The 23,841-nt window shown below is 66.3% G+C and carries 24 protein-coding genes; 2 read left to right on the top strand and 22 right to left on the bottom strand.

Annotated features, from left to right (window positions below):
* Window positions 1–211: 211 nt before the first annotated feature.
* Window positions 212–4,684 (bottom strand): IPTL-CTERM sorting domain-containing protein, encoded by a 4,473-nt coding sequence (locus HFGMBDPB_RS02430; RefSeq protein ID WP_212644840.1) that lies wholly within the window; start codon window positions 4,682–4,684, stop codon window positions 212–214.
* A 359-nt stretch (window positions 4,685–5,043) separates the two neighbouring features.
* Here HFGMBDPB_RS02430 and HFGMBDPB_RS02425 point away from each other — a divergent pair, with 359 nt between their 5' ends.
* Window positions 5,044–6,195 carry a S1C family serine protease gene (locus HFGMBDPB_RS02425; RefSeq protein ID WP_016451015.1) on the top strand — a complete coding sequence of 384 codons (1,152 nt, stop codon included), beginning with the start codon at window positions 5,044–5,046 and terminating at the stop codon, window positions 6,193–6,195.
* Window positions 6,196–6,266: 71 nt separating this feature from the next.
* Here the strand turns inward: HFGMBDPB_RS02425 and HFGMBDPB_RS02420 are convergent, their stop codons facing one another.
* Entirely contained in the window at window positions 6,267–7,169 is a 903-nt protein-coding gene (locus tag HFGMBDPB_RS02420; protein WP_227469489.1) for a D-hexose-6-phosphate mutarotase, read from the bottom strand.
* An 85-nt stretch (window positions 7,170–7,254) separates the two neighbouring features.
* On the opposite strand from HFGMBDPB_RS02420, the gene HFGMBDPB_RS02415 reads away from it, so the two are divergent.
* Window positions 7,255–8,439 carry a spherulation-specific family 4 protein gene (locus tag HFGMBDPB_RS02415; RefSeq protein WP_212644839.1) on the top strand — a complete coding sequence of 395 codons (1,185 nt, stop codon included), beginning with the start codon at window positions 7,255–7,257 and terminating at the stop codon, window positions 8,437–8,439.
* 85 nt (window positions 8,440–8,524) lie between these two features.
* Here the strand turns inward: HFGMBDPB_RS02415 and hisA are convergent, their stop codons facing one another.
* The 20 genes from hisA to HFGMBDPB_RS02315 all read right to left on the bottom strand — a co-directional run bounded on the left by hisA (window position 8,525) and on the right by HFGMBDPB_RS02315 (window position 23,798).
* Window positions 8,525–9,265 carry a 1-(5-phosphoribosyl)-5-[(5-phosphoribosylamino)methylideneamino]imidazole-4-carboxamide isomerase gene (hisA, locus tag HFGMBDPB_RS02410; protein WP_016445590.1) on the bottom strand — a complete coding sequence of 247 codons (741 nt, stop codon included), beginning with the start codon at window positions 9,263–9,265 and terminating at the stop codon, window positions 8,525–8,527.
* A 61-nt stretch (window positions 9,266–9,326) separates the two neighbouring features.
* On the bottom strand, window positions 9,327–9,995 hold the full coding sequence (gene hisH / locus HFGMBDPB_RS02405) for an imidazole glycerol phosphate synthase subunit HisH (RefSeq protein ID WP_017405475.1): 669 nt from the start codon (window positions 9,993–9,995) through the stop codon (window positions 9,327–9,329).
* Between the two features lie 81 nt (window positions 9,996–10,076).
* On the bottom strand, window positions 10,077–10,682 hold the full coding sequence (hisB, locus tag HFGMBDPB_RS02400) for an imidazoleglycerol-phosphate dehydratase HisB (RefSeq protein ID WP_212644838.1): 606 nt from the start codon (window positions 10,680–10,682) through the stop codon (window positions 10,077–10,079).
* Complete coding sequence (hisC, locus tag HFGMBDPB_RS02395; RefSeq protein ID WP_017405474.1) at window positions 10,679–11,803, bottom strand: histidinol-phosphate transaminase; 1,125 nt, start codon at window positions 11,801–11,803, stop codon at window positions 10,679–10,681. Before hisC ends, hisB begins: the two co-directional genes overlap by 4 nt.
* Window positions 11,804–11,856: 53 nt before the next feature.
* Window positions 11,857–12,294: a PIN domain-containing protein gene (locus HFGMBDPB_RS02390; protein ID WP_016445586.1), complete on the bottom strand. Its 438-nt coding sequence runs from the start codon at window positions 12,292–12,294 to the stop codon at window positions 11,857–11,859.
* Window positions 12,291–12,596 (bottom strand): hypothetical protein, encoded by a 306-nt coding sequence (locus HFGMBDPB_RS02385; protein ID WP_174538854.1) that lies wholly within the window; start codon window positions 12,594–12,596, stop codon window positions 12,291–12,293. Before HFGMBDPB_RS02385 ends, HFGMBDPB_RS02390 begins: the two co-directional genes overlap by 4 nt.
* A 77-nt stretch (window positions 12,597–12,673) precedes the next feature.
* Window positions 12,674–13,990, bottom strand: a complete 1,317-nt coding sequence (gene hisD / locus HFGMBDPB_RS02380) for a histidinol dehydrogenase (RefSeq protein ID WP_034364866.1) — start codon at window positions 13,988–13,990, stop codon at window positions 12,674–12,676.
* A 13-nt stretch (window positions 13,991–14,003) separates the two neighbouring features.
* Window positions 14,004–14,648: an ATP phosphoribosyltransferase gene (hisG, locus tag HFGMBDPB_RS02375; RefSeq protein WP_016445583.1), complete on the bottom strand. Its 645-nt coding sequence runs from the start codon at window positions 14,646–14,648 to the stop codon at window positions 14,004–14,006.
* Window positions 14,645–15,913 carry a UDP-N-acetylglucosamine 1-carboxyvinyltransferase gene (gene murA / locus HFGMBDPB_RS02370; RefSeq protein ID WP_016445582.1) on the bottom strand — a complete coding sequence of 423 codons (1,269 nt, stop codon included), beginning with the start codon at window positions 15,911–15,913 and terminating at the stop codon, window positions 14,645–14,647. The genes hisG and murA overlap by 4 nt, the downstream gene beginning before the upstream one ends.
* Before the next feature lie 104 nt (window positions 15,914–16,017).
* On the bottom strand, window positions 16,018–16,266 hold the full coding sequence (locus HFGMBDPB_RS02365) for a BolA family protein (protein ID WP_012207326.1): 249 nt from the start codon (window positions 16,264–16,266) through the stop codon (window positions 16,018–16,020).
* A gap of 126 nt (window positions 16,267–16,392) precedes the next feature.
* Window positions 16,393–17,148, bottom strand: a complete 756-nt coding sequence (locus HFGMBDPB_RS02360) for an ABC transporter permease (protein ID WP_016445581.1) — start codon at window positions 17,146–17,148, stop codon at window positions 16,393–16,395.
* Window positions 17,145–18,074, bottom strand: coding sequence for an ABC transporter ATP-binding protein (locus HFGMBDPB_RS02355; RefSeq protein WP_013800798.1), 930 nt, complete (start codon window positions 18,072–18,074; stop codon window positions 17,145–17,147). Before HFGMBDPB_RS02355 ends, HFGMBDPB_RS02360 begins: the two co-directional genes overlap by 4 nt.
* 73 nt (window positions 18,075–18,147) lie before the next feature.
* Window positions 18,148–18,459, bottom strand: a complete 312-nt coding sequence (locus tag HFGMBDPB_RS02350; RefSeq protein ID WP_490057433.1) for an STAS domain-containing protein — start codon at window positions 18,457–18,459, stop codon at window positions 18,148–18,150.
* Complete coding sequence (locus HFGMBDPB_RS02345; protein ID WP_016445579.1) at window positions 18,456–19,097, bottom strand: MlaC/ttg2D family ABC transporter substrate-binding protein; 642 nt, start codon at window positions 19,095–19,097, stop codon at window positions 18,456–18,458. Before HFGMBDPB_RS02345 ends, HFGMBDPB_RS02350 begins: the two co-directional genes overlap by 4 nt.
* Window positions 19,098–19,212: 115 nt before the next feature.
* Window positions 19,213–20,013, bottom strand: coding sequence for an MlaA family lipoprotein (locus HFGMBDPB_RS02340; RefSeq protein ID WP_212644837.1), 801 nt, complete (start codon window positions 20,011–20,013; stop codon window positions 19,213–19,215).
* Entirely contained in the window at window positions 20,010–20,495 is a 486-nt protein-coding gene (gene mlaD / locus HFGMBDPB_RS02335; RefSeq protein ID WP_016445577.1) for an outer membrane lipid asymmetry maintenance protein MlaD, read from the bottom strand. The genes HFGMBDPB_RS02340 and mlaD overlap by 4 nt, the downstream gene beginning before the upstream one ends.
* Before the next feature lie 43 nt (window positions 20,496–20,538).
* A complete protein-coding gene (gene mlaE / locus HFGMBDPB_RS02330) occupies window positions 20,539–21,321 on the bottom strand; it encodes a lipid asymmetry maintenance ABC transporter permease subunit MlaE (RefSeq protein ID WP_016445576.1) in 783 nt (260 codons plus the stop codon).
* Window positions 21,318–22,157: an ABC transporter ATP-binding protein gene (locus tag HFGMBDPB_RS02325; RefSeq protein WP_154833601.1), complete on the bottom strand. Its 840-nt coding sequence runs from the start codon at window positions 22,155–22,157 to the stop codon at window positions 21,318–21,320. The genes mlaE and HFGMBDPB_RS02325 overlap by 4 nt, the downstream gene beginning before the upstream one ends.
* Window positions 22,158–22,375: 218 nt before the next feature.
* Window positions 22,376–23,164, bottom strand: a complete 789-nt coding sequence (locus HFGMBDPB_RS02320) for an amino acid ABC transporter ATP-binding protein (protein ID WP_279494349.1) — start codon at window positions 23,162–23,164, stop codon at window positions 22,376–22,378.
* A complete protein-coding gene (locus tag HFGMBDPB_RS02315; RefSeq protein WP_012207336.1) occupies window positions 23,145–23,798 on the bottom strand; it encodes an amino acid ABC transporter permease in 654 nt (217 codons plus the stop codon). Before HFGMBDPB_RS02315 ends, HFGMBDPB_RS02320 begins: the two co-directional genes overlap by 20 nt.
* Between the last annotated feature and the right edge of the window lie 43 nt (window positions 23,799–23,841).

Raw genomic sequence — 23,841 nt, 5'->3', positions numbered from 1 at the left:
ATCCAGCAGGAAGGGGTCAACGCCAGAGGCGGCACCTGTCGGGGCCACGTCACAGGGGACTCGGCTGCCCTTGCGTCCCGTACGGCATGCGCGTCTGCCCGACAGGACTGCGGCTCGGCATCGGTCTGCGCCCGCAATGGTGCAGCCACCAGGACGGCTGCGCACACCGCCATTGCATGCGCCAGGCCAGCGCCCGGAAAACGGAGCAACTTCATGCATCCATCCCCGCGCCTGCACGTGCGGCGCGCCGGCGCCTGTGCTGCAGGCAGGCGCCCAAGGCCATGAGGGCGGACAACAGGGCCAGGCCCGCCGCCTCCAGGCCAGGCACCGCCGTCAACTGATCCTCAGGCAACGGCCCAGACTGAATAACGGGGCCGCCCGGGTCCTTGATGACGCCATTGGCCTGCAGGTCGTCGTCGCCCAACTGGCCATCGGTGATGGTGTAGCTGATGCGGTTGCCGTTGATCGACAGGTTCCTGGGCGCGTACCAGATGCTGCGGCCCTTCGAATAGGGCGTGGGCCCGAACTTCAGGTAGCTGCTGATGCCGAACAGGTTGGGCCACTCGGTGGTGACGGTGACCGTGCTTCCGACGTCGCAGCCGGTGAGTTCGTAGTCGAACACACCATGAGGGAAGAGCAGCACGTTGAACAGCGGCAGCCAGCCCTCGGGCTTGCGTACGGCCGTCTTGTCCGGGTTGAAGCGGCAGCTGGCGCCTCCGCCCGCCACCGAGGCTTTCAGCGTGCCGGAGCCGCTGGGTGTGGGCAGGGCCACATCCTTGCCGCCCACAGGCGCGGCCTGGTTTTGCAGGGACACGCGCAAGGCTTCGCCCACACCGGCTGCCGTCACGCGCATCTCGAATGCGCCCGCCAGTCCATTGGCACGAAGCCCGGGCGAAGCGGCAACGCCTGCTGCATCGGTGACGGCCTGCGCTGCGAGCGTGCCGCCGTCAAACATGGCGCTCGCTCCGCTATCCGGCAGCGCAAACACCACGGCGTGGCCGGCCACGGCGGCGCCCTTCGCATCGGTGACCTTGACACGTACGGGTGCGGCATAGGCCGTCCCCACGGTGGCCGTCTGCCCGTCCCCTGCCAGCTTGACAATGCGCAGCACGGGCGCCGTGCCATCCAGGTTGCCCAGCGTGAAGCGCACGCCGCCAGGCAAGGCCTCGACGCCGGCGGATACGGTGAAGCTGCCCGCAGTGCCCGTGGCGGTGAGCGCCGGGCTGCGTGCCAGGCCCTGTGCGTCGGTGAGCACGCGCGCCTGGCGGCTGCCGCCGGCAAAGCGTGCGGAGGCCCCGCTGGCGGGAGCGTCGAATGTGACTTCCTGCCCCGCCACCGGGTTGCCGTCAGCCGTCTGCAGGCGCACCTGCAGCGGCAGCGCAAACGGCTGCTCCAGCCTGGCGGACTGCAGGTCGCCGGACACGATGGAAAGCGTCCAATCCCGCGCGGCCTCCTCCTGCCACTGGGCAGCGACCAGGCCTATCCACTGCGCCAGCGATTGCAGGGCCATATTCCGGGTACCGTGGGATGGCAGCGCCCTCAACAGGGGCTGGGCCTGCACCAGGGCCGAGAGGGCCTGGGCCGGCTTTTGCTGCTCCATGGCGACCCGAGCCTGGCCCAGCAATGCCTCGACGGCCTGCCGCTGGTCTGCCGTGGCCTGCGCCAGCGCAGCCACTGCAGCCCGGGTGTTAGCGGCAGCTTGAGGTTCTGCGATGACGGTGACCGGCTGCGACCAGCTGTCCACCAGCGACTTGTCGCCGGCCTTGCGCAACTGCGTCTCGACCGTGGTGGCCAGCGAGGTGCCGGGCAGGTCCAGCCAGGCCTGCACCTGCAACTCGGCCTGGGAGGCGGGCTCCAGGGTCCACCTGACCCGATCACCGTCGACCACGGCCTGCGGCGAGGAGGAACGCAGCTTCATGCCACTGGCCAGGGTCATGGCCTGCTCCAGCGCAACGGCTTGCGTGCTGCGGTTGGCAATGCTGGTTCTGACGCGCACGGCGGATTGCGCCAGCATGGGCTCGGACACAGGCGGAACCAGGGCAGTGAAGCGCGTCTTGGTCCAGTCTTTCCACGAAGCAGCAACCGCGCCTTGCGCCAGGGCATCGAAGCCGATCACCAGAACCTGGCCCTTGCCGTGGGCCACGCCCAACGCAGCGGTCTGCCCTGTGCCATAGCGGGCCAGTTCCGAGCCTGCGCCCTCGTTCTGCAAAGCCCACGCCTGGCCTTGCAGCGCCAGCGCCGCATCGCCCAAGCCTGCATCGCCCAGGTGCACAGAGACGCCCGCAGGCAATGGCTGGCCTGAGCGGCTGCCGCCCCAGACGTCGGCCAAGGTGTCCGGCAACGCGCCCGGTGCGCCATCGATGACCAGCGAGGCACCGCGGTAGACGGCGGCCCGCACTTCCTCCATCTGGGAAGCGGCCAGGTCGTCCACCGATCCATGGAGCCAGAGCACGCTGAAGTCGCCGGCACGCAAGGCCTTGCGGAGCTCACCTGGCGTGACCGCCAACTGCACCGAGCCATCGGCCTGCGCCAGCAGATCCTGCAGAGCCTGGCGCTTGCCGTCCGTGCAAGCGGTATCGGCGCCGCATGCGGCATAGGCCAGCACACGCAGGCCCTGGTCCAGGGTCTGCGAAGCGGCCACGAAGGCCTCCTGCTCGCGCCTGAGCAGGGTACTGGCCGCGTTGTTGCCGGTGACGGGGTCGCGGGTGGCCGCGCCGATGCGTGCGGCCAGCAGGAATTCCCTGGCCGTGGAGCCTGCTGCAGGACGCACCTGCAGCACCAGGGTGGGGGCGGAGTCCTTGGCCATGTCGCCCAGGGTCCAGCGGCCCTGCGAATAGCTGCCCGCCGATGCCGACTGGCTGGCGATCTCCAGCCCCTGGGGCAGGTCCACATGGACGACGGTGGCCGCTGCCATGGCCGGCCCGGCATTGCGTGCCGTGATGGTGACCGTGGAGCCACCGTCGCGCGCCATGGTGGCCGGTGCCGCCGTCACGCTGATGCCAGTGTCCGCTTCCGGTTCGGGATCTGGCCCGGTCGCCTTGGCGGAGCGCTTTGCAAACAGATAGCCCGCAGCCGCCGTACCGGCGGCCAGATCAATGCCCGATATGCGTCCCGGTGCGGACTGACCGCCCGCCGTGCCCGCAAGCGCAGCGCCATCGACCAGCCCCTCGCTGACGGCAGCCGACAGCGCATAGCTGCCCTGCAGCAGTCCATCGAATCGGAATTGGCCCTGGGCATCGGTGTGGGCAGTGGCCAGCACCGACTCCCCGGTGCCTGCCCGCGTGCCGGTGAGCTTGATTTCGAGCACGGGGATGGCGGGCTCGCCTGCATCGCGCAGCCCGTTGGCATTGCGGTCCTCGAAGGCCGCGCCGGCAATGCTGGCCTGTGCCTCGCCAGCGACCAGGCCGATGGTGTAGCGGCCCGTGGTGTTCACGTCGAACAGGTTCAGGTAATAGCTCCAGCTCAGGTCCTCGTTGCGCTGCCTGGACAGCCAGACGTTTTCGCCAGGAACGACGTAGCCGTCGGAGCGGACCACCTGCAGGGGAAGACGGGTGCCCCTGGAGGGATCGGGCACGCGCGCATAGGCCATGCCATTGGCCACGGGATTGAACTGCAGGCTGGCGGTGGCACCGGAGGGCACGAATTGGGCGGATCGGCTTTGATCGCTGACCTCGGTATCCACGCCATCGGATTCATAGACGCGGTAGACATCTCCATCCAGGGCCAGAAAATCGCGAACCTTGTCGCGCCCTGGAAGATCGACACGCACATCCTGGACCAATTGATGGGTATTGACGGTCTTGATCAGGGACGTCAGGGCACCGCCCAGCGAATCCGCATGGGTGAATCCGGCCGTGAATTCGACAAATTTGCCGGCCAGGCTGGACACCATGTTCCAGCGCCCATGCAGGGACGATCCCGGCGTGATGTCGCCAAAGTCGAGCAGCAGGCTTTTGCCTGCTGGCGCATCGTTGACATAGCCGCTCAGAATCTGGAAATTGACAAGCAGCCCTTGCCGGTTTTCGACAATGCGGGGCTGCGCGGTATCGATCTTGGTCTTGTACGAAGTGCCGCCACCACTGTTCTTGATGCGCACGCCCAGCGTGAAGGGGTCGGAAGGCTCGACCTCGGGTGTGAAGGCATCGTCACCCGGAACATCACGGGGCAGGAAGTAGTCAAGCACCAGTTCAGGCTGGGGCCGCACGACGATGGACTCTGGTGCCACCTCCACGGTGTCGGTCTTGCCATCCAGCGTGTAGGTGACCTTGGCGCCTATGTAGTAGACCGCACCCTGGGAATCGCGGCCGCCCGTGCCGGCTGCGGGAATGATCAGCCATCGGACATTGGCGACGGCCTTGGGAGCGATGGTGCCGCCCTGCAGGGAAGTGATGCCCTCGACCCCATCCGTGCGGTAGAAAAAGCGGGCTCCGGAGGCTGCGGGATCCGTGGTGGCGATCACCGTCTGGTTGTTCGCATCCAGGAACTGCAGCGTGATGCTGACGTTCTCCAGCTTTTGGTCCGCCAGGCCATTGGTGATCACCATCTTGGCGTCAAATGCCTGGCGCTCCAGCGAGAGTTTTTGCTCTATGACAATCTTGACTTCGGCACATACTGCATCGGCGGCCTGTGCAAAGGCAATGCCGATGGTTCCTGCAATCGCAAACACCGCGCCAACCAATAGCATCAGCCATCTGGGCGCAATCCTCCCCGAGTCTTTCCACTCCATAGCCCCTCCGTCCCCGCTCTATTCATTGGGCCGCGATTGTATTGAATTTCCTCATCCGTATCAAATCGTGACTTGAAAAATAATTAGCAAGCCAATTTAAATAAGACTTGTCCCATTTTCAAATGGCGCAACAAAAAATTTGACACGCCCATCAGCGCCTCAGTAAAAGGAAAAAATCGGCACATCCCGATATAGCAATGTCGGTTGTCCGGTGATTCATCGATCACCCAGCGCCCCAGCGAACGCGCCCACCACCGCCCTGTGTACGACATGCCTCACAATGGGGCCTTGTCCTCCCGCACAGAACACCACACTTCATGAAACGCACCTGGCTGCTGTTTTCGCAGGCTGTCACCATCCTGGTGGCTGCCTACTTCGTCGTTGCCACCCTGCAGCCGGACTGGCTGCGCCGCGGCGCCGTGCGCAGCAACGCGGGCATTGCGTTGCTGGAGGCGCCGGCCACGCCCGTCGGAGAAGTCAGCCCGGGCAGCTTTGCACCTGCGGCCAAGAAGGCGGCGCCGGCCGTGGTGAGCATCAACACCAGCAAGGCGGTACGGCATCCGCGCAGCAACGATCCGTGGTTCCAGTTCTTCTTCGGCGACCAGGGCACGCAGGAGCAGGCAGGCCTGGGCAGCGGCGTGATCATCAGCACCGACGGCTACATCCTGACCAACAACCACGTGGTCGAGGGCGCCGATGACATCGAGGTCACGCTGACCGACAGCCGCCAGGCCAAGGCCCAGGTGATCGGTACCGATCCCGAGACCGACCTGGCCGTGCTCAAGATCGCCCTGGACAAGCTGCCCGTCATCGTTCTGGGCAATTCCGACCAGATCGACGTGGGCGACCGCGTGCTGGCCATCGGCAACCCCTTCGGCGTGGGCCAGACGGTGACCAGCGGCATCGTCAGTGCCCTGGGCCGCAGCCAGCTGGGCATCAATACCTTCGAGAACTTCATCCAGACCGATGCGGCCATCAACCCCGGCAATTCGGGCGGCGCGCTGGTGGATGCCAGCGGCAATCTGCTGGGCATCAATACCGCCATCTATTCGCGCTCGGGCGGCAGCATGGGCATCGGCTTTGCGATTCCCGTGTCCACGGCCAAGCTGGTGCTGGACGGCATCGTCAAGGACGGCCGCGTGGTGCGCGGCTGGATCGGCGTGGAGCCCAATGAGCTGTCGCCGGAGCTGGCAGAGACCTTTGGCGTGAAGGCCGACTCCGGCGTGATCATCACCGGCGTGCTGCAGGCAGGCCCCGCTGCCCAGGCCGGCATGCGCCCGGGCGATGTGATCGTGCAGGTGGGCGACAAGCCCATCCGCAATGTGTCCGAGCTGCTGACCGCCGTGGCCGCGCTCAAGCCCGGCGAGGCCGCGAAATTCGATGTGCGCCGGGGCGAAGGCCCCGTGGAGCTGCAGATCACCCCGGGCCTGCGCCCTTCGCAGTCGGCACAGCGCATGCAGCGCCGCTGACCCGGCCCCCCGCCCCAACGAAAAAAGCGCCTGTTCACAGGCGCTTTTTCCATTGCAGGGCCGGTGCTGAGCTACAGCTTGTGCAGGCGCTGGGCCGCGCGCCATTGCGCGCCGGGCGCCACATGCACGGGCGCATCGATGGCGGCGGCCTCCACGCACAGCATCTGCCGCCACCCCTGCGGCGGCATGTCGGGCAGACGTTCACACAGCGCGGGGCCGGGGTTCCAGACCACGGTCTCGGTCCAGGCGGCATCCTGCGAGATCCGCAAGCCGCCGCCAGGTGCGGCCAGCTCCATGGCGTTCCCGGGCCGGGGGTAGACGCGATCGAGCTCTTCGCCAAAGCGCACGTCACCGTGCTGCGTGGGATGGGTGTCGGCCACGGCATCCCAGTAAGGCAGGCCGTCAAGGCCTTGCAGCCGGCATTGCTCCACGTCCGCCACGCGCAGGTAGCTGTGCAAGGCGGCAGTGAAAGCCAAAGGCGTGTCGCCCCGGTTGTGCACTACCAGCTCCACGTCAAGCCGGCCGGGCAACAGCGTCACCTCCAGCCAGGTCTCGAAGGAATACGGCCAGACGGCGCGCGTCTGCGGCGTGTCGGCCAGCCTGAGCCGCAGGAACAAGCCATCGCCGGCAAGAACCTCGGCCTGTGCTGCATCAGCCTGCCACGGCAGGGTGCGCGCAAAGCCGTGCTTGACCAGCGGGCCGCGTTGGTTGAATTGGGGAAAGCAGACCGGAATACCGCCGCGTATGGGTGTGTGGCCGTCATGGGCCGCCAGGGGACTCAGGAACAGTTGCTCCTCGCCACCTGCCTGCCAGGAAAGCAGTTGCGCCCCCTGCAAGGCCACCAGGGCAGCATCGCCGCAGGCCAGGCGCAGGCGGATGGCGGGCAGGCCCTGCCATGCATCAGCGCAGGCGCCGGGAGCTTGCGCGGCCGCAGGTAAAGCTGTTACTGCGGGAAAGGAAGATGTAACTTTCATGCTTGAATATAGCCTTTCCCCCGCCCAGCCTTCCTCTGTCATGCAACGCTCCCACGCTCCCTCTCCTCTTGTCCTGCGACTCGGCATGCTCGCCCTGGCCGTCTCCTTGGCTTCCTGCGGCGGAGGCGGTGGTGGTGACAGCAGCGCTGGCGGCGGCACCGGGGGCGATGGCGGCGGCACCGGCCAGCCCGGAGTGACCTCGGTCACCGTGCAATGGACGGCCCCGGCCGCCAGGGATGTGGTGACTGCAGGCTCGGCACTGACCCTGCGCGCAGGTGTTCTCGCAGATGGCGTGAATGCCGCCGATGGAACCGTGGTGAGCTTCAGCGCAGCCACAGGCGTCAGCACCTCGGCGCTGACCAGCTCCGGCGTGGCAACTGCCTCCCTGACCGGCGCCACGCCGGGCCGCCAGCAGGTGCAGGCCAGCGCCACCGTGGGAAGCCGCACGGGCAGCGCTTCGCAGACCTTCTATCTGCGCCCGGCTCCTGCGCCGCTGCGGGTGCTGGTGCCTGCGTATTTCTATCCCACGGGCGCGGGGGCCACGGCCTGGAATGCGCTGGCAGCCAGCGCCCAGGCAAATCCGACCGTGCAGATGACGGCCATCCTGAACCCGGCCAACGGCATTTTCAGTGGCCCGGATGCGAACATCACGCGCGCCGCAACCGCTTTTGCCAACGCGGGCGGGCAGTTGGTGGGCTATGTGAGCTCCAGCTATGGCACGGGCACGCGATCGCTGGCCAGCATCCAGGCCAATATCGACAACTATTTCACGCACTACGGCGCAGGCCTGGTCAAGGGCTTCTTCATTGACGAGATGGCGGCCACCGCCAACCGGCTGGACTTCTACCGCAGCATCTACCAGTACATCAAGGCCAAGAATCCCGACCTGATCGTGATCGGCAACCCAGGCCTCGTGCCCGTGGCCGGTTATGCCGATGTGGCCGATGTGCTGACCACGTTCGAGGGCAAGGGCTCCACGTACGCCACCTACGATCCGCGCACGACCAGTTTCGATTGGCTGTACGGGCTGGCCAATAGCCACCAGGCCTCGCTGGTGCACAACGTGTCGGGCTGCGCGGCCATGCAGACGGCCGTGCAGTCGGCCGCCTCGGCACGCTACCAGGCGGGATGGATCTATGTGACCCAGCTGGAGTTCGAGCCCAGCACCGGCGTGGGCAACCCCTGGGCCGGGTTGCCGAATTACTGGGATGCCTTTGTGCAGACCGTGCGTGCCACGAATGCCGGGCAGGCCCTTCCCGCCTGCTCGTAGAGGCCGCTTGAAACCCCGGCGCTGAATGCAGCGCGGGCGCCTGTCAGGGACAGGCGCCCGCGAATATCGAGAAGGCGCAGGCCGCTCAGGCCGTGAGTTCGTCGGCGCGAGCCTGCGCTGCGGCGAAGTCGAGATCGCCCGAGTAGATGGCGCGACCGCAGATCACGCCCTCGATGCCTTCGTCCTCGACCTTGCACAGCGCCTCGATGTCGGCCATGCCCGCCAGGCCACCCGAGGCGATGACGGGGATCTTCAGCGATTGGGCAAGATTGACGGTGGCATCGATGTTGATGCCCGTGAGCATGCCGTCGCGGCCGATGTCGGTGTAGATGATGGACTCCACACCCCAGTCCTCGAAGCGCTTGGCCACCGAATGCACGTCCTGGCCCGTGAGCTTGCTCCAGCCGTCGATGGCGACCTTGCCGTCCTTGGCGTCGAGCCCGACGATCACATGGCCGCCGAAGGCGCTGCAGGCATCCTGCAGAAAGCCGGGATTCTTCACGGCAGCGGTGCCGATGATCACGTAGCTGATGCCGGCATCTATGTATTTCTCGATGGTGTCCAGATCGCGGATGCCTCCGCCGAGCTGCACCGGAATCCGGCCGTCCACCTCTTTGAGGATGGCCTTGATGGCCGCAAGGTTCTTGGGCTGGCCCGCAAACGCGCCATTGAGGTCCACCAGGTGCAGGCGGCGCGCGCCGGCGTCGAGCCAGCGGCGGGCGATGATGGCCGGGTCTTCGCCGAACGTGGTCGACTGGTCCATATCACCCTGGATGAGGCGTACGCAGTGGCCGTCCTTGAGGTCGATGGCAGGAATGAGCAGCATGATGGTTTGCGAGCAATGAAGGCCTGGGATTCAGCGGCCGGTGCGGGGAAGAAAAGGGGATTCAGGGCTTCCAGCCCAGAAAGTTGCGGAACAGGGCCAGGCCCTGGTCAGCGCTTTTTTCGGGGTGAAACTGCGTGGCGAAAATATTATCGCGCGCGATGGCGCAGGCAAAGCGCCCGCCGTAGTCGGCCTGAGCAGCGCAATGCTGCGGCTGCTGCACCACGGCATAGAAACTGTGCACGAAGTAGTAGAAGCTGTCTTCGGGAATTCCACGCCACAGCGGGTGGGCATGGCCGGCGTTGTGCGTCTGGTGCACGCGGTTCCAGCCCATCTGCGGAACCTTGAAGCGGCTGCCATCGGCCTGGGTGCGGCCCGCCAGATCGAACTTTCGCACGTTGCCGGGGATGAGGCCCAGGCCGGGCACGTCACCTTCGTCGCTGTGGTCCAGCAGCATCTGCATGCCCACGCAGACGCCGAACAGGGGCTTGTTGGCAGCGGCATGCAGCACGGCTTCCTGCAGGCCGGATTCGCGCAGCTCGCGCATGCAGTCGGGCATGGCGCCCTGGCCCGGCAGCACGACGCGGTCGGCGGCCAGGACCACCTCGGGATCGGAGGTCACAACGACCTGCCAGCCGGAATCGGCGGCGGCCGTGCGCACGGCCTGTGAAACCGAGCGCAGATTGCCCATGCCGTAATCGACGACGGCGACGGTGTTGTCAGTCAAACTCATAGCGTGTGGCGCGTGTTCTGTCGGATTTTCGGCGGGATTGCCCGGTCAGATCAAGTTCTGGCCGATGCCAATCGCTTCTCTTTACAGAGCGCCCTTGGTCGAGGGGATGACGCCGGCCATGCGCTCGTCATGCTCCAGCGCAAAGCGCAGGGCGCGTGCGAAGGCCTTGAAGATGGTCTCGCACTGGTGGTGGGCATTGAAGCCCTTGAGGTTGTCGATGTGCAGGGTCACGCCCGCATGGTTGACGAAGCCCTGGAAGAATTCGTAGACCAGCTGGGTGTCGAGCTGGCCGATGCTGCCGGCCGTGAATTTCACGTCCATGTGCAGCCCGGGACGGCCCGAGAAATCGATGACCACGCGGCTCAGGGCCTCGTCCAGCGGCACATAGGCGTGGCCGTAGCGGCGGATGCCCTTCTTGTCGCCCACGGCCTTGGCAAAGGCTTGGCCCAGGGTGATGCCGATGTCCTCCACCGTGTGGTGGCCGTCGATGTGCAGGTCGCCCTCGCACTCGATGTCCAGGTCGATCAGGCCATGGCGCGCGATCTGGTCGAGCATGTGGTCCAGAAAGCCGATGCCCGAGTGCAGGCTGGCCCTGCCCGTGCCGTCCAGGTTGATGGCGACCTTGATCCGGGTCTCGGCGGTGTTGCGCTGCACTTCGGCGGTACGTGCGGGGACTGCATTGCTCATAGGGATTCCTTCAGGGCCGCCAGCATCTGGGCGTTTTCTTCGTGGGTGCCCACGGTCAGGCGCAGGCAATTGGCCAGCAGCGGGTGCATGGCACTGACGTTCTTCACCAGCACGCCCCGGGCCTTCATCTCGGCCTGGGCACGCGCGGCATCGCGCACGCGCAGCAAAACCATGTTGGCCTCGGATGGCCAGATCTTTTCCACACCCGGCAGCGCGGTCAGCGCGTCGATCAGCGGCTGGCGCTCGGCGCGGATGGCCACGGCCTGCTGCGCATACAGCGCCTCGTGCTCCAGCGCGAAGATGGCCGTCTCGCAGTTGAGCACGCTGATGTTGTAGGGCGGGCGCACCTTGTCGATCTCGCCGACGATGGCGGCCGGGCCGATCAGATAGCCCAGGCGCGCGCCGGCCAGGCCGAACTTGCTGAGCGTGCGCATCAGCAGCACATGGGCGTTGCGGGCCGGGTCGGCGCGCATGTTCTCTGCCCAGCTGCGGCGGGCGAAGGGCTGGTAGGCCTCGTCCATGACGACCAGGCCGCCGATGGCGCCGACCGCGTCGATCACGGCCTGCACATCGGCCTCGGCCCAGAGCGTGGCCGTGGGATTGTTGGGATAGGCGATATAGGTGATGGCGGGGCGGTGCTCGGCAATGGCGGCGCGCATGGCGGGCACGTCCAGCTCGAAGTCGGCCGTCAGGTCGACCCCCACAAAGTCCAGGCCCTGCAGCCTGGCGCTCATGGGATACATGACGAAGCCCGGCATGGGCGCCAGCATGGTGGCGCGGCCCTCGGCGTGGGGCTGGGCACAGGCCAGGGCCAGCAGCGTGATGATCTCGTCCGAGCCATTGCCCAGCAGTACGGCGCTTCCGGCCGGCGCCTGCGCGTAGCGGGCCAGCATGTCCTTAAGCACTTCCTGGCGCTCGCCAGGGTAGCGGTTGATCTCCAGCCGGCCCAGGCGCTCGCCCAGCGCGGCCTGCAGCTCGGGTGGCAGTCGGAAGGGGTTCTCCATCGTGTCCATCTTGAGCAGGCCTTGCGAGGGCTGCACATGGTAGGCATGCATGGAGCGGACATCGGCGCGGATGCGCTCCAGGGCCAGGGCCTGAACCTGCGGAATGGAAGCTGTCATGGCATGCACACTTTCACGAGTCAGTGGGGGAAGAAATCTATCAGCGAAGCCGCTCAGGCCTGCTGCTGCGGCGGCGCCTGGTGCAGCGGGTGCACCATGGCGACGCCGCCAAACTGGGCGCCGTGCGGCAGGTGCAGGGTCAGCATCTGCTCGCAGCCGCTGTGCTGGGCGCAGGCCACGGCCAGGCAGTCGCCAAAGGCCAGCTGGTGGCGAGATTGCACGGCCCAGGCGGTCTCCAGCGTGGCGGCATCGGTCTTCCAGGGCGTCCAGGTCTGGTAGCGGCGGATGGCGGCGCGCGCATCGCCCTGCGGCAAAGGCTGGGCGGCCGTGGTGACCTGTTCATAGAACTCGCACAGCGACTGACTGCCGGTGCGCCCGCTGCGCGTGCGCCACAGCAGGTCCAGCCACTGCAGCACGGCGGCATGCAAGGCGCCCTGCCCCGTGTCTTCGGCAGCGACCAGCACGGAGGTATCGACGAAGACGGTGTTCATGCCTGGCCCTCGCGGCGCAGCGCGGCACTGCGCTGGGCGGGCTGCGTGGATGACGGCTGGCCGCCGTCCCAGCCGCGCTCGTCGGTGCGCCAGGCCAGGTAGGCGCGCTCGTAGGCGTCCTCGCGGCGCTGCATCTCGGCCATGAAGTCGCCCACCATGCGCGAGACGCTGGTGCCGCGGCGCGCGGCCTCGATGCGCGCCCATTCGAGCACGCTGTCTTCGACGGTGATGGTGAGGTTCTTCACAGGGTGCAAGTCTACACGAAATTCGTGCTCCACTGATTTCGTGTCGATTCTTGACATACTTGCTCTAGCGTTCAGGCAGCAAAAAGCGCCGCCCCTTTCGGTGACGGCGCCTTCGTCCAGCAGGAAGCGAGTGTCTACTTCAGGCGCATTTCGGCAGCGCGCGCATGGCCTTGCAGGCCTTCGCCATGCGCCAGCACCGAGGCGATGCGGCCCAGGGTCTGGGCGCCCTGCTCGCTGACCTCGATGAGGCTGGACCGCTTCTGGAAGTCATAGACCCCCAGCGGCGAGGAAAAGCGCGCCGTGCCGCTGGTGGGCAGCACATGGTTGGGGCCGGCACAGTAGTCGCCCAGGCTCTCGCTGGTGTAGGCCCCCAGGAAGATGGCGCCTGCATGGCGCAGCAGCGGCTCCCACTGGTGGGGATCGTTGCTGGAGACTTCCAGGTGCTCGGGCGCGATGCGGTTGCTGATGGCGCAGGCCTCCTGCATGTCGCGCGTGAGGATGAGGGCACCTCGGTCGCTCAGGCTCTTGGCGATGATGGCGCGCCGCGGCATCTCGGGCAGCAGGCGGTCGATCTCGCGCTGGACGGCGGCGATGTAGTCGGCATCGGGGCACAGCAGAATGCTTTGCGCCAGCTCGTCATGCTCGGCCTGGCTGAACAGGTCCATGGCCACCCAGTCGGGCGGCGTGCTGCCGTCGGCCAGCACCAGGATTTCACTGGGGCCGGCAATCATGTCGATGCCCACGGTGCCGAACACCCGCTTCTTGGCGCTGGCCACATAGGCATTGCCGGGGCCGGTGATCTTGTCCACCTTGGGGATGGTGGCCGTGCCGTAGGCCAGGGCCGCCACGGCCTGGGCGCCGCCGATGGTGAAGCCGCGCGTGACGCCGGCCACATAGGCGGCGGCCAGCACCAGGGCATTCTTCTCGCCGCGCGGCGTGGGCACGACCATGATGATTTCCTGCACGCCAGCCACATGGGCGGGAATGGCATTCATCAGCACGCTGGACGGATAGGCCGCCTTGCCGCCGGGCACATAAATGCCCACGCGGTCCAGCGGCGTGACCTTCTGGCCCAGCAGGGTGCCATCGGCGTCACGGTAGCTCCAGCTCTCGCCGCTGGCGCGCTTTTGGGCCTCGTGGTAGGTGCGCACGCGCTGGGCAGCGGCCGTCAGCGCATCGCGCTGCTCGTCGCCCAGACTGTCGAAGGCGGCCTTGAGCTCGGCCTGCGTCAGCTCCAGCGCTGCCATGCCGTCCACCTGCAATCCGTCAAAACGCGCCGTGTACTCCAGCACGGCCGCATCGCCGCGCTTTTGCACATCGGCCAGGATGTCGGCCACGCGCTGCTCGATGGCCGCGTCCGTGTCTGCCGACCAATGCAGGCGCTGCGCAAAATCGTGTTCGAAGTTGGCGTCAAGCGTGGACAGGCGGGCGGGAGCGGCTTGGTATTCCATGGTGCAGAGGGCTTCAGTCTTGGGGAATGGCCGATGCGAAGGCATCGATGATCTTGCGCAGAGGGGCCTGCTTGAGCTTGAGCGAGGCCTGGTTGACCACCAGGCGCGAGCTGATCTCCATGATGGGCTCGACCTCGACCAGGTCATTGGCCTTGAGCGTGTTGCCGGTGGACACCAGGTCGACGATGGCGTCGGCCATGCCGGTCAGCGGGGCCAGTTCCATGGAGCCGTAGAGCTTGACCATGTCCACGTGCACGCCCTTGGTGGCGAAGAAGTTGCGCGCGATCTCAGGATACTTGGTGGCGATGCGCAGACGGGCGCCCTGCTTGACGGCCAGCGCGTAGTCGAAGCCGTTGCGCACGGCGACGCTGACGCGGCAGCGCGCGATCTTCAGGTCCAGGGGCTGGTACAGGCCCTGGGCACCATGCTCGATCAGGGAGTCCAGGCCGGCCACGCCGAGGTCGGCGCCGCCGTACTGCACGTAGACCGGCACGTCAGAGGCGCGCACCAGCACCACGCGCACGTGGCTCTGGTTGGTCTCGAAGATCAGCTTGCGCGACTTTTCAATGTCTTCGGTGACCGAGATGCCGGCAGCGGCCAGCAGCGGCACGGTTTCGTCGTAGATGCGGCCCTTGGACAGGGCAATCGTGATGGTCATTGGGAAACTCTTTCGATGTCGGCACCCAGGCCGCGCAGCTTGTCTTCCATGCGATCGTAGCCGCGGTCCAGATGATAGATGCGATCGACCAGGGTCTCGCCCTTGGCCACGAGGCCGGCGATGACCAGGCTGGCCGAAGCGCGCAGGTCGGTGGCCATGACGGCCGCGCCCGACAGCGACTGGCTGCCGGTGATGGTGGCCACGCGTCCGTCGGTGGTGATCTGCGCGCCCAGGCGCAGCATCTCGTCGACGTGCATGAAGCGGTTCTCGAAGATGGTCTCGGTGACCATGCTGCAGCCTTCGGCCACCAAGTTCAGCGCCATGAACTGCGCCTGCATGTCGGTGGGAAAGCCCGGGTACTCGGTGGTGCGGAAACTCTGGGCCTTGAGCTTGCCGGCAGCGCGCACGCGGATGCCGCCCTCCTCGGCGGACACTTCGGCCCCAGCGTCCTTGAGCTTGTCGATGACCGCGCCCAGGTGGTCGGCACGGCCATTGCGCAGCAGCGCCTCGCCGCCCGTGGCCGCCACGGCGCACAGGAAGGTGCCGGCCTCGATGCGGTCGGCCACCACCTGGTGCTCGCAGCCGCTCAGCCGCTCCACACCCTGGATGACGATGCGGCTGGTGCCGTGCCCTTCGATCCTTGCGCCCATCTTGATGAGCATTTCGGCCAGATCGCCGATCTCGGGCTCCATGGCGGCGTTTTCCAGCACCGTCTCGCCTTCGGCCAGCACGGCGGCCATCAGGAAGTTCTCGGTGCCCGTGACCGTCACCATGTCGGTGGTGATGCGGGCGCCCTGCAGGCGCTTGAGATGCCCGGGCAGGCACGCGTGCATGTAGCCGTTCTCGACAACGATCTCGGCACCCATGGCCTGCAGGCCCTTGATGTGCTGGTCCACGGGGCGCGAGCCGATGGCGCAGCCGCCGGGCAGCGACACGCGGGCCTGGCCGAATCGGGCCAGCAGCGGGCCCAGGGCCAGGACCGAGGCGCGCATGGTCTTGACCAGTTCGTAGGGTGCCTCGGGGTTGGACAGCGAGCCGGCGTGGATGCGCACGGTGCCGCTGTCATCGTGCTCGGCGCCGACACCCATGTTGCGGATGAGCTTGAGCATGGTGGCCACGTCCTGCAGGCGCGGCACATTGCGCAGGGTGACGGGCTCGGACGACAGCAGCGCGGCGCACAGCTCGGGCAGGGCGGCATTCTTGGCGCCGGAGACCGTCACCTCGCCATGCAGCGCTCGGCCACCGCGAATCAGGAGTTTGTCCATGGCTGACAGACTTGAATCTGGAAATCGGGAAAAAGGAGATGCCGCACGGGCCGTATCGACCAGTTGCGGCAGAAAGTCTGAGGCGTCGTGACCGGGCTGTGCGCTCAGGCCTGGCCGGCCTGGGCAGCCCACTCGGCGGGCGTGTAGGTCTTCATGGACAGGGCATGGACCTCGTCGGTATGCATGCGCTGGCCCAGCGTGGCGTAGACCAGGCGCTGGCGCTGCAGCAGGCGCTGGCCCTCGAATTGGGCCGAGACGATGGTGGCAAACCAGTGCCGTCCGTCGCCTTCCAGCGCAATGTGTTCGCAAGGCAGGCCGGTGGCGATCAGTTCCTTGAGTTGGTCTGCAGTCATGGGGAAGCTTTCCTGCCATGCATCGCGGCATGGCCTTGGTTGGCGGCGGCGCCGGGCGCCGGCCGCCTGTTCATGGGTGGGTTCGAAAATGCCGGCACAGCGCCCGCCGCAGCCTGAGAAAAAACCTCAGCCGCGGATCTTGTAGCCGATGCGCAGCAGATGCACGGCCAGGGCACTCACTGCCAGCCAGGCCGAGCCGACGATGGCCAGGCTGACCCAGGGCGATACGTCGCTCTGGCCGAAGAAGCCGTAGCGGAAACCGTCGATCATGTAGAAAAACGGGTTCAGATGGCTGACTTTTTGCCAAAAAGGCGGCAGGGACTGGATCGAATAGAACACGCCCGACAGGAACGTCATGGGCATGATCAGGAAGTTCTGAAAGGCCGCCATCTGGTCGAACTTGTCGGCCCACAGGCCGGCGATCACGCCCAGCGTGCCCAGCAGCGCCGCGCCCAGCAGGCCGAAGACCAGAATCCACAGCGGTGCCGTGAACTCGGGAATGGCGAAGTACAGCGTGACGACGAACACGCCCGCGCCCACCAGCAGCCCGCGCAGCACCGACGCTCCCACATAGGCCCCGAACCAGGCCCAGTGCGACAGCGGCGTGAGCAGCACGAAGACCATGGAGCCCATGATCTTGCTCTGCACCAGGCTGGAGGAGCTGTTGGCGAAGGCGTTCTGCAGCACGCTCATCATCACCAGGCCAGGGATCAGGAAGGCCGTGTAGCTGATGCGGTCGTACACCAGCACCCGGCCTTCGAGCACATGGCCGAAGATCAGCAGATAGAGCACGGCCGTGAGCACGGGTGCGGCCACGGTCTGGAAGCTGACCTTCCAGAAACGCAGCACTTCCTTCTTGAGCAGAGTCTGCCAGCCGTTCATGCCGAAGCTCCCTGCGAAGTCTGTCCCTGCTCATTCATCACATGGATGAAGACGTCCTCCAGATCGGCGCGGCGGATTTCCACGTCCTCGGGCACGACGGAGCCCTCGCGCAGCGCGGCGAGCAGGCGCTCCACATCGCTGGCGTCGTTGGCGGGTATCTGCACGATGCGGCCGGTCACCCGCGCACGCGCGGCCAGGGCCGGCGGCAAGGCGGTATCGGTCTTGAACTGCAGCACGTTGGAGGAGGCGGACTTGAGCAGATCCGACATGGTCGAGAGCTTGACGATGTTGCCCTGCTTGAGCATGGCCACGCGGCTGCACAGCGCCTCGGCCTCTTCCAGGTAGTGGGTGGTGAGCAGCACGGTATGGCCTTCGCGGTTCAGGCGTGCGATGAAGTGCCACAGCGTCTGGCGCAGCTCCACGTCCACGCCGGCCGTGGGCTCGTCGAGCACGATGATGGGCGGCTTGTGCACCAGCGCCTGGGCCACCAGCACGCGGCGCTTCATGCCGCCGGACAGCTGGCGCATGTTGGAATTGGCCTTGTCGGTCAGCCCCAGGCTGTGCAGCAGTTCGTCGATCCAGTCGTCATTGTTCCTGACGCCGAAATAGCCGGACTGAAAGCGCAGCGCCTCGCGCACATTGAAGAAGGGATCGAAGACCAGCTCCTGCGGCACGATGCCCAGCTTGCGCCGGGCAGCCGAGTAGTCGGCATGCACGTCGCTGCCCTGGACCAGCACGCGGCCGCTGGTGGCGCGCGACAGGCCGGCCAGGATGCTGATCATCGTGGTCTTGCCAGCGCCATTGGGACCGAGCAGGCCGAAGAACTCGCCCTCCTCAATGTCCAGACTCACGTGGTTGAGCGCCTGGAAGGCCCCCTTGGGGGTCTGGTAGGTCTTGGAGATGGATTGGAATGAGACGGCAGACATGCGAGGCGCGATTCTAGGCCCTTGCAGCCAAACCTGCCTTGCAGGGCTCTTTGCAGCGGCGCGCTGCGCCGGCTCAGGAGGGGGAGGATGCGGCCATGTCGGCCAGCAGCCCGTCGACGCCATACAGCGCCGCCATGGACTGCAGGCCCTGCGGCAGGCCCACGACCACCAATTGCTTGTCTGCCGCCTTCGCGGTGCGGCGGCAGGCCAGCAGCACGGCCAGTGCGGACGAGTCGAAGACCTCGACACCGCTGGCATCGACACGCACCTGGGCGCCGTCGAAGGCCTGCACCTGGGGCCGCAGCTGCACGAGACAGCTGCGCGCCTGGCGGTAGGTCAGTTCACGGGGGAGCTGCAGCATGGCGCGTGCGTCCGCGGCTGTCAGCCCTTGGAGGGCGGCGTGGCCGGCATCTTGCTGCGCGTGGCCAGGGTCTCGATCAGGCCGTCGATGCCGCGGGCATTGATTTCCTGGCTGAACTGGTTGCGGTAGGTTTCCACCAGCCACACGCCCAGCACGTTCAGGTTGTAGATCTTCCAGCCGTCGCCGGACTTCTCGAGCCGGTAGTCCAGCTGCACGGGCTCGCCGCGGCCCAGCACTTCGGTGCGCACCAGCACATCGGTGTCGCCGGCTGCCGCGCGCAGGGGCTTGACGTTGATGGTCTGGTTGCTGACCTGCGTCAGCGCGCCCGAATAGGTGCGGATCAGCAGGGCCTTGAACTCGGTCTCCAGCTTCTCGCGCTGCGCAGGCGTGGCCTGGCGCCAGGCCGGCCCCACCGAGGCGGAGGTCATGCGGCGGAAATTCACATACGGCATGACCTTGTCATTGACCAGCGCATTGACCTTGGAGACATCGCCCTCGCGCAGAGAGGGGTCCTTCTTGATGGTTTCCAGCACGTCGGTGGAGACACGCTTGATCAGCGCATCGGGGGTCTCGCCGGCTGCGCGGGCCGGCAGTGCCGCGCCAAGGGTTCCCATGGCCAGCATGGCTGCAGCGGCAGCGCTCCAGGCACGTCGATTGATCATCACTCTTCCTTTCCCAGCAGGGCCTCATGCCCCGAACCGGGTTGATATTGCACATTTTTCCGGCCGCGCCATGTCAGGCAGCGGCCGTTTTTCATCTCGGGATGTTACGAACTGCTTACTTCGCGCCGTCTTCGGGCGGCAGCTTGCCGGCATCGTCGTCGTAATCCTCGATGCGACCGTCATCACCCGACTTGCCACGCCGCAGGTTCAGGTAGACATCGCGCGTCAGGCTGTAGCGGTCGAGCGCGACGGAGTCCAGCGTGTCGGAGGCATTGAGCAGGCGGGCACGTGTATCCACCAGTCGCAGCACATACAGGCTGTTGCGAACCGGGATGTCGTTGATCGCCGACATGGGGTTGCCCCAGGCATCCACCGGAAGAGCCGCAGTGTCACGCACCGTGGACGGGCCCAGCAGCGGCAGCACCAGGTACGGCCCGGTGGGCACGCCCCAGCGACCCAGGGTCTGGCCGAAGTCCTGCTTTTGGCGCTCGATGCCGGCCTCGCTGGCGATGTCGAGCAAGCCGCCCAGGCCGAAGACCGTATTCACCGAGAACCGCACGACGGAGTTGTAGGCGCCTTCGGCCTGGCCCTGCAGCGCGTTGTTCACGAAGGACCAGACATCGCTGAGGTTGGAGAAGAAATTGCTCACGCCATCGCGGGCCAGACGCGGAGTGACGTCGCGGTAGACCGTGGCCACCGGCTTCAGGACGGCACGGTCCAGGCCGTCGTTGAACGAGTAGACGCTGCGGTTGAACGGCTCGAACGGGTCCTGGGGATTGCGGGCCTCGCCCGGCGCGGTGGCGCAGCCGCTGAGCAGCGAAGCGGCGGCCAATGTGCCCAGCATGGCTGCGCGCTGCCAGGATACTGCCTGGACTGCAGGGCGACCCGCGGTCGCCTGTTCATGGTTGGTTGTCATTCTTTGCCTCCTGCACCGGAGCTGCCACCCTGCTCGGCCTTGCCGTAGAGGAACTGTCCGATCAGATTTTCCAGCACAACGGCCGACTGGGTTGCGACGACGCGGTCGCCATCCTTGAGGTTGTGGTCATCTGCGCCGGCTTCGATGCCGATGTACTGGTCGCCGAGCAGGCCGCTGGTCAGGATCTTCAGGGAACTGTCCTTGGGAAACGCGTAGCGGTTTTCCATGGCCATGGTCACGCTGGCCTGAAAGACCTGATCGTCGAAGGTGATGGATTCCACGCGGCCCACGACGACGCCCGCGCTGCGCACGGCCGCCTTGGGCTTGAGTCCGCCGATGTTGTCGAAGCGCGCGGTCAGCGTGTAGGTTTTCTGGAAGCTCAGGCTCAGCAGGTTGGCCGACTGCAGCGCCAGGAACACCAGCGCCGCAGCGCCGATCAGCACGAACAGTCCGACCCAGACATCACTCTTGGATTGCTGCATGGTTTGTTTTTCCTTGTTTTGCGGGGGTGGCTTCGGTGCCGGGTCAAAGGCTGAACATCGTGGCCGTGAGCAGGAAGTCCAGCCCCAGCACGGCCAGCGAGGCCATCACCACCGTGCGCGTGGTCGCGCGGGACACGCCTTCGGGCGTGGGCTTGGCTGCATAGCCCTGCAGCAGCGCGATGAAGGTCACCGCCACGCCGAACACCAGGCTCTTGAGAACGCCGTTGCCCAGGTCATACCACCAGTCCACGCCGTTTTGCATCTGGCCCCAGAAGGCACCGCCATCGACGCCGATCATGACCACGCCCACCAGCCAGCCGCCGATCACGCCGACGGCGCTGAAGACAGCGGCCAGCAGCGGCATGGCGATCAGGCCGGCCACGAAGCGCGGCGCCAGGATGCGGCGCACGGGGTCCACAGCCATCATTTCCATGGCCGACAACTGCTCGCCGGCCTTCATGAGGCCGATCTCGGCCGTCAGCGCCGTGCCGGCACGGCCGGCAAACAGCAGCGCCGTGACGACGGGGCCGAGCTCGCGCACCAGGGACAGCGCCACCAGCAGGCCCAGCGCCTCGGCCGAGCCGTAGCGCTGCAGGGTGTAGTAGCCCTGCAGGCCCAGCACGAAACCGACGAACAGGCCGGACACGCCGATGATGGCCAGCGAATAGTTGCCCAGGAAATGGATCTGGTCGCCAATCAGTCGCGGCCTGCCCAGCGCCGGCCCCATCAGCGCGAGCAGGCGGCCGAACAGGCGGGTGCCCATGCCCAGCTGGGTCAACTGGTGGCGCACTGCCGCGCCGATGCGAGCGGGATGCAGCCGGTTCATGCGCGCCTCCGGCCGCTGGCCTTGACCGGGCTTTCAGGCGTGCCGAAATCCTCTTCGGCACTCACGCCGGGGTAATGGAAGGGTACGGGGCCGGTGGCGCGTGCGTGGATGAACTGCTGCACCAGCGGATCGGGATTGGCCTTGACTTCCTCGGGCGAGCCCTGGGCGGCGACACCGCCGTTGCCCAGGATGACCACATGGTCGGCCACATGGAAGGTTTCCTCCACGTCATGGGACACCAGGATGGAGGTCAGGCCCATGGCGTCGTTGAGTTCTCGGATCAGTTGGGCAGCGGTGCCCAGGGAAATGGGATCCAGCCCGGCGAAGGGCTCGTCGTACATGACCAGTTCGGGGTCCAGTGCAATGGCCCGCGCCAGCGCCACGCGGCGGGCCATGCCGCCCGATATCTCGCTGGGCATGAGGTCGCGCGCACCGCGCAGACCCACGGCATGCAGCTTCATGAGCACGATGTCGCGCACCAGTTCGTCGGGAAGGTCGGTGTGCTCGCGCAGTGGGAAGGCCACGTTGTCGAACACGCTCATGTCGGTGAACAGGGCGCCGAACTGGAACAGCATGCCCATGCGCCGGCGCGCAGCGTACAGGCCCGCGGCGTCCATGGTGGTGACGTCCTTGCCATCGAACAGCACCTGCCCCTGCTGGGCATGCTGCTGGCCGCCGATCAGGCGCAGCACGGTGGTCTTGCCCCCGCCCGATGCGCCCATCAGGGCCGTGACTTTGCCGCGCGGCACCTGCAGCGACAGGTCGCGCAGGATCACACGCTCGCCATAGCCGAAGGTGACGTTGCGCAACTCCACGAAAGAGGCGGTTGGGATCATGCTGTGGTGCGGTCGATAAATGTTCGCAGGCAAGCCCGCTATTGTGCAGACAGGTGCCGCTGCTTGCTCACCACCCCCTGAGATAAACATACATCCGTGTATGTTTCTCAAAAAGTCATGGCAGAAACCGCCATAAAAAAAAGAGCATGCTTTGCTTGCTACACAAGCGTTGCACGCTCTCTGGACCTGGGGAAAATCCGGACTGGACAGATGTTTTTTTACAACATGTTCTGCAGGAATGCCTGGGTCCGTGTGTGCTGCGGCGCCGCAAAGAATGCTTCCGCAGGGCCTTGCTCGACGATCTCCCCCTTGTCCATGAAGATCACGCGATTGGCCACTTCACGGGCAAAGCCCATCTCGTGGGTCACGACCAGCATGGTCATGTGCTCCTGCGCCAGCTCGCGCATGGTGCGCAGCACCTCGCCGGTCAGCTCGGGGTCCAGCGCGGAGGTGGGCTCGTCGAACAGCAGGATGTCGGGCTCCATGGCCAGGGCCCGGGCAATGGCCACGCGCTGCTTTTGCCCGCCCGACAGACGGTTGGGATAGGCATCGCGCTTTTCCAGCAGGCCCACCTTGTGCAGCAGCGCCTCGGCCTTGGGCACGATCTGCTCGCGCCTGAGGCCCTTGACGATGATGGGCGCCTCGATGACGTTCTCCAGCACCGTGAGGTGCGGGAACAGGTTGAAGGACTGGAACACCATGCCCATCTTGCGGCCGATCTGGCGGATCTGCGCCTCGGGCACGTAGTGGGCGCGGCCGTCCGCGCCACTGTCCACCAGCACCTCGCCCTCGACGGCGACACGGCCGCTGTCAATGGTTTCCAGGTGGTTGAGGCAGCGCAAAAAGGTGCTCTTGCCCGATCCCGAGGGACCGATGATGGCCACCACCTCGCCACGCGCCAGCTCCAGCGAAACGCCGCGCAGCACCGGCACGCCGCCAAAGCCCTTGCAGATGTTCTGCGCCGAGATCATGGTCTCGGGCGCGCTATCACGCGTCGTATTTGGCATGGCGTTTTTCTAGGTATTGGAAGATCCAGGTCAACACGAGAGTCATGACCAGATAGAAGCCTGCGGCCACCACGAAGGGCGTGATGGTGAAATCGCGCTGCACGATGCCGCGCGCCGCGCGCAGCAGATCGTTCAGGGCCAGCACGTAGATGAGCGAGGTGTCCTTGACCAGGGTGATGGTCTCGTTGCTCACAGGCGGGATGATGCGCGCCCACATCTGCGGCAGGATGATGCGGCGCATGGTCTGGCCGTAGCTCATGCCCAGCACCTTGGCGCCCTCGTACTGGCCGCGGTCCACGGACTGGATGCCCGCGCGGAAGATTTCGGCGAAGTAGGCGGCGTAGTTCAGCGCGAAGGCGACCACGGCGGCCGGGAAATCGGGCAGGCGCACGCCGATCACGGGCACGAAGGGCAGCGCGAAGTAGATGAACAGCATCTGCAGCATCAGCGGCGTGCCGCGCATCAGCCAGATGTAGCCGCCGACCAGCCGGCTCAGGGCGGGAAAGCGGGAGATGCGCATCAGCGCCAGCGACAGTCCCAGGGGAATGGACAGCGCCAGGGTGATGACGAAGAGCTTGAGGGTGACCAGGGCGCCGGCGGACAGCGGCCCCATGAGCGAGATTACATATTCCATCGAATGGCCTCAGTGCGGTGCGCGGCCCCGCCGGCATCGGCAG

Source organism: Delftia sp. PE138 (assembly GCF_018320755.1).
GTDB classification, from domain to species: Bacteria; Pseudomonadota; Gammaproteobacteria; order Burkholderiales; family Burkholderiaceae_C; genus Comamonas; species Comamonas tsuruhatensis.
The sequence above is the reverse complement of the archived record's forward strand: the minus strand, read 5'-3'. Positions and strand labels throughout refer to the sequence as shown.

What these genes read in the sequence shown, in the direction of transcription:
- HFGMBDPB_RS02430 (WP_212644840.1), bottom strand. Translation starts at nt 4,684, where the DNA reads ATGCTATTGGTTGGCGCGGTGTTTGCGATTGCAGGAACCATCGGCATT.
- HFGMBDPB_RS02425 (WP_016451015.1), top strand. Translation starts at nt 5,044, where the DNA reads ATGAAACGCACCTGGCTGCTGTTTTCGCAGGCTGTCACCATCCTGGTG.
- HFGMBDPB_RS02420 (WP_227469489.1), bottom strand. Translation starts at nt 7,169, where the DNA reads ATGAAAGTTACATCTTCCTTTCCCGCAGTAACAGCTTTACCTGCGGCC.
- HFGMBDPB_RS02415 (WP_212644839.1), top strand. Translation starts at nt 7,255, where the DNA reads ATGCTCGCCCTGGCCGTCTCCTTGGCTTCCTGCGGCGGAGGCGGTGGT.
- hisA (WP_016445590.1), bottom strand. Translation starts at nt 9,265, where the DNA reads ATGCTGCTCATTCCTGCCATCGACCTCAAGGACGGCCACTGCGTACGC.
- hisH (WP_017405475.1), bottom strand. Translation starts at nt 9,995, where the DNA reads ATGAGTTTGACTGACAACACCGTCGCCGTCGTCGATTACGGCATGGGC.
- hisB (WP_212644838.1), bottom strand. Translation starts at nt 10,682, where the DNA reads ATGAGCAATGCAGTCCCCGCACGTACCGCCGAAGTGCAGCGCAACACC.
- hisC (WP_017405474.1), bottom strand. Translation starts at nt 11,803, where the DNA reads ATGACAGCTTCCATTCCGCAGGTTCAGGCCCTGGCCCTGGAGCGCATC.
- HFGMBDPB_RS02390 (WP_016445586.1), bottom strand. Translation starts at nt 12,294, where the DNA reads ATGAACACCGTCTTCGTCGATACCTCCGTGCTGGTCGCTGCCGAAGAC.
- HFGMBDPB_RS02385 (WP_174538854.1), bottom strand. Translation starts at nt 12,596, where the DNA reads ATGTCAAGAATCGACACGAAATCAGTGGAGCACGAATTTCGTGTAGAC.
- hisD (WP_034364866.1), bottom strand. Translation starts at nt 13,990, where the DNA reads ATGGAATACCAAGCCGCTCCCGCCCGCCTGTCCACGCTTGACGCCAAC.
- hisG (WP_016445583.1), bottom strand. Translation starts at nt 14,648, where the DNA reads ATGACCATCACGATTGCCCTGTCCAAGGGCCGCATCTACGACGAAACC.
- murA (WP_016445582.1), bottom strand. Translation starts at nt 15,913, where the DNA reads ATGGACAAACTCCTGATTCGCGGTGGCCGAGCGCTGCATGGCGAGGTG.
- HFGMBDPB_RS02365 (WP_012207326.1), bottom strand. Translation starts at nt 16,266, where the DNA reads ATGACTGCAGACCAACTCAAGGAACTGATCGCCACCGGCCTGCCTTGC.
- HFGMBDPB_RS02360 (WP_016445581.1), bottom strand. Translation starts at nt 17,148, where the DNA reads ATGAACGGCTGGCAGACTCTGCTCAAGAAGGAAGTGCTGCGTTTCTGG.
- HFGMBDPB_RS02355 (WP_013800798.1), bottom strand. Translation starts at nt 18,074, where the DNA reads ATGTCTGCCGTCTCATTCCAATCCATCTCCAAGACCTACCAGACCCCC.
- HFGMBDPB_RS02345 (WP_016445579.1), bottom strand. Translation starts at nt 19,097, where the DNA reads ATGATCAATCGACGTGCCTGGAGCGCTGCCGCTGCAGCCATGCTGGCC.
- HFGMBDPB_RS02340 (WP_212644837.1), bottom strand. Translation starts at nt 20,013, where the DNA reads ATGACAACCAACCATGAACAGGCGACCGCGGGTCGCCCTGCAGTCCAG.
- mlaD (WP_016445577.1), bottom strand. Translation starts at nt 20,495, where the DNA reads ATGCAGCAATCCAAGAGTGATGTCTGGGTCGGACTGTTCGTGCTGATC.
- mlaE (WP_016445576.1), bottom strand. Translation starts at nt 21,321, where the DNA reads ATGAACCGGCTGCATCCCGCTCGCATCGGCGCGGCAGTGCGCCACCAG.
- HFGMBDPB_RS02325 (WP_154833601.1), bottom strand. Translation starts at nt 22,157, where the DNA reads ATGATCCCAACCGCCTCTTTCGTGGAGTTGCGCAACGTCACCTTCGGC.
- HFGMBDPB_RS02320 (WP_279494349.1), bottom strand. Translation starts at nt 23,164, where the DNA reads ATGCCAAATACGACGCGTGATAGCGCGCCCGAGACCATGATCTCGGCG.
- HFGMBDPB_RS02315 (WP_012207336.1), bottom strand. Translation starts at nt 23,798, where the DNA reads ATGGAATATGTAATCTCGCTCATGGGGCCGCTGTCCGCCGGCGCCCTG.